This window comes from Grimontia sp. AD028 (genome assembly GCF_000973155.1).
GTDB lineage: Bacteria > Pseudomonadota > Gammaproteobacteria > Enterobacterales > Vibrionaceae > Enterovibrio > Enterovibrio indicus.
Genome location: NZ_LASY01000205.1, coordinates 1 through 3,119 on the forward strand (window position 1 = coordinate 1; position 3,119 = coordinate 3,119).

General features: G+C 52.2%; 3 protein-coding genes and 1 pseudogene. All 4 read right to left on the reverse strand.

Annotation, left to right across the window (positions count from 1 at the left end):
- A pseudogene (locus RN22_RS25640) lies at nt 1–176 on the reverse strand (Mobile element protein); the annotation flags it as partial.
- Nucleotides 177–263: 87 nt separating this feature from the next.
- Nucleotides 264–944, reverse strand: a complete 681-nt coding sequence (locus tag RN22_RS24310) for a 3-oxoacid CoA-transferase subunit B (protein WP_046308510.1) — start codon at nt 942–944, stop codon at nt 264–266.
- Nucleotides 941–1,612, reverse strand: a complete 672-nt coding sequence (locus tag RN22_RS24315; RefSeq protein WP_046308511.1) for a CoA transferase subunit A — start codon at nt 1,610–1,612, stop codon at nt 941–943. Before RN22_RS24315 ends, RN22_RS24310 begins: the two co-directional genes overlap by 4 nt.
- A gap of 11 nt (nt 1,613–1,623) precedes the next feature.
- Nucleotides 1,624–2,829 (reverse strand): acetyl-CoA C-acetyltransferase, encoded by a 1,206-nt coding sequence (locus RN22_RS24320; RefSeq protein ID WP_046308512.1) that lies wholly within the window; start codon nt 2,827–2,829, stop codon nt 1,624–1,626.
- Nucleotides 2,830–3,119 lie beyond the last annotated feature (290 nt).

The window sequence follows — 3,119 nt, forward strand, 5'->3', positions numbered from 1 at the left end:
TTTGACGCTGTTTTTAACCACAAAGCTGGTTCAATGCCAAGGCGCTCCAGCAATGGCGGTAGCGTATCAGAAATATGGCCTCTTTTATCATCACGCACTTGCCTGCCCGTCCAGTCAACCAACTCCAGATAATCGATTAAACGAAAGGGAATGCCGTCAGGCATGTCTTTTCGCGGGTACTGAGATAGCGCAGTCGCCTAACCGCGAAGATAACAAGACCACCTTCTCGGTGGTCTTTTTGTTTTTAGCCATCGCAAATTAAATTAGCTTGTCGGCAGTTGCATCGGGCGCAAATTCGGTGATACCAACAGCGACGCTTCCGTGGCAGCCTGTACCTCTTCAATGGAAAACTCTGGCGCAAGTTCAGTTAACACCATGCCGCTCTCATTGATTTCAAACACGCCCATTTCCGTCACAATCAAATTCACCTGATTGGCAGCAGTCAGAGGCAATGAGCACTGTTTCAGCAGTTTCGGCTGACCTTTCACCGTGTGCTCCATGGCAACAATCACCTTCTTCGCGCCGACGACCAAATCCATCGCGCCGCCCATGCCGGGCACCATTTTCCCTGGGATAATCCAGTTGGCGAGATTCCCGCATTCATCCACTTGTAGCGCACCCAGCACCGTCGCATCAACATGACCGCCACGGATAATGGCAAATGAGTCCGCACTGTTGAAGTAACAGGCACCATCAACAGCGGTAATATGCTGGCCGCCTGCATTGACCAAATCGGCATCTTTGGTGGCTTCGCATGCCAGTTGATCGATACCTAGCAGACCGTTTTCGGCTTGAAGCAGCAACTCGACGTCTTTGTCGACATGGTTCGCCACCAACGTTGGCAGGCCAATGCCAAGGTTCACAATATCGCCGTCTTTCATCTCACGGGCAACGCGCCATGCAATGCGGTGGCGAACGGTGTCTTTATCCAGTTGCGCTGTCATTGGTTGTCCTCCACTGAGCTCTGATCGACAAAGATGTGATCAACAAAAATACTTGGCGTGTGAACCGCTTCTGGCTCAATATCACCGAGCTCAACAAGCTGCTCGGGCTCCACAATCACCGTCTCTGCTGCAGTGGCCATTAAAGGGTTAAAGTTCTGGGTCGTTTTGCTGTAAAAGACGTTACCACGACGATCCACTTTCGAACCTCGGATCAGTGCCAAATCAGCTTTCAGTGGCGTTTCCAACAGGTAGGCTTTGCCATCGACTTCAATCACCCGTTTGTTCTCCGCCACAATGGTGCCAAGCCCAGTAGGTGTAAGCACGCCACCCAAACCCGCACCGCCGCTTCGAATACGTTCTGCCAGCGTACCTTGGGGAACCAGCTCGACTTCAAGCGTGCCGTCGTTCATTTGTTTGCCCGTTTCCGGGTTGGTGCCAATGTGGGAGGCATACAGCTTCTTCACCCGTTTCTCAGCAATAAGGCGGCTTGAACCTCGACCGGGAGAACCAGTATCTGTAGTTATCAAGGTAATGTCTTTGATGTCTTTTTTGATCAGAAGATCAATGAGACGCTCTGGAGCGCCTGTTGCCATGAAGCCTCCAATCATAATGGTCATGCCATCGTTCAAAAGGCTTTCTATCTGTTGAGCGGTCGCGGCTTTTTTCATGCTCTATCACCTCAGCAACGTTTCAGGATGAGAGCGGTGCCCATACCGCCGCCGATACACAAGGAGGCAAGGCCATAGTCTTTCTCAGTACGTTGCAGTTGGTAAACCAGTGTCGTCACAATACGGTTGCCAGACGCGCCAATAGGATGACCAAGCGCTATCGCCCCGCCGCTGAGGTTGCTGCGCTCAAGCAGCCAGTTTTCATCGACATGATGTGCTTCTGACAATCCCTGAATCACGCCCAATGCTTGCGCAGCAAAGGCTTCGTTAAGCTCGAATACGTCAATGTCCTCGATGGTCATTTTGGCTTTCTTCAAGGTATTAGCGACTGCAGAAACTGGGCCGAGTCCCATGATTTCGGGGGCAAGCGCACCTTGGCCGTATTCCACCAGCTCTGCCAGAGGTGTGAGATTGTGTTGCTTCACCGCACTTTCTGATGCCAGTAGGATGGCCGAAGCACCATCGTTGATACCGGACGCGTTACCTGCTGTGACGCTGCCTTGTTTATCGAACGCGGGACGAAGTGCCTGCAAGCCTTCCAAGGTGGCATTGGCCTTTGGGTATTCGTCGTCTTTCACTTCAAACTGGCGTTTGCGCTCAGTGACAGTAATTGGGGAAATTTCTACCGCAAAGTGACCTTTTTTGATGGCGTTAACCGCTTTCTGTTGGCTATTTAGGGCGAATTCATCCTGCGCTTCACGGCTGATATTGCATTGGGTCGCGACGTTTTCTGCCGTCACGCCCATGTGGTAGTGATGGAAGGCATCGGTCAAACCGTCTTTGATGATGCTATCTTCCTGCATTTGATGGCCCATACGAACGCCACGGCGGATTTGCCCTGACGTTACGAAAGCGGCATTGGACATGCTTTCCATGCCGGAGGTCAGCACAAGGTTAGCATCACCGGCGCGGATATGACTGGCACCGTCCATAATCGCTTTCATGCCGCTGCCGCAAATCATGTTGAGAGTGTATGCAGGAACCGTATCTGGCACGCCCGCCTTGATAGCGGCTTGTCGACCCGGCCCCATGCCAACGCCACCTGTCAGCACGTTACCGACGATTACTTCGTCGATGTGCGCAGGTTCAATACCCGCTTGCTCGACCACCGCTGTCATCGCGTGCGCGCCGAGTTCAACGCCTGATAATGACGCCAGAGAACCGTTAAAGCTGCCGATTGGCGTGCGCTTTGCCGCCACAATAAAGATGCGTTCCATACCGCCTGTACTCCCATGTCCACTGTTTGGTTTTCAGTGTATGGGAGAGGCGAAAGTGGCGATATAGACAGAAATTCAAAGCGGCTTTGCGAAAATGCAAAGCAAAAGAGTTGAATATACCCAAACAACCTGAAGATGCATGATTCAGCGAGATTGACTGGCGCTGTGATCGCGGCGTTCCTTTGCAGGTGTAGTCATCTCCATCAAAAAGGAACAACAAAGAGCACGGCGTCAGTCAACTCGCCCGAAGGGAGGGCCTCAATGCGCCCACTTCTTCGTTAAATTCCACG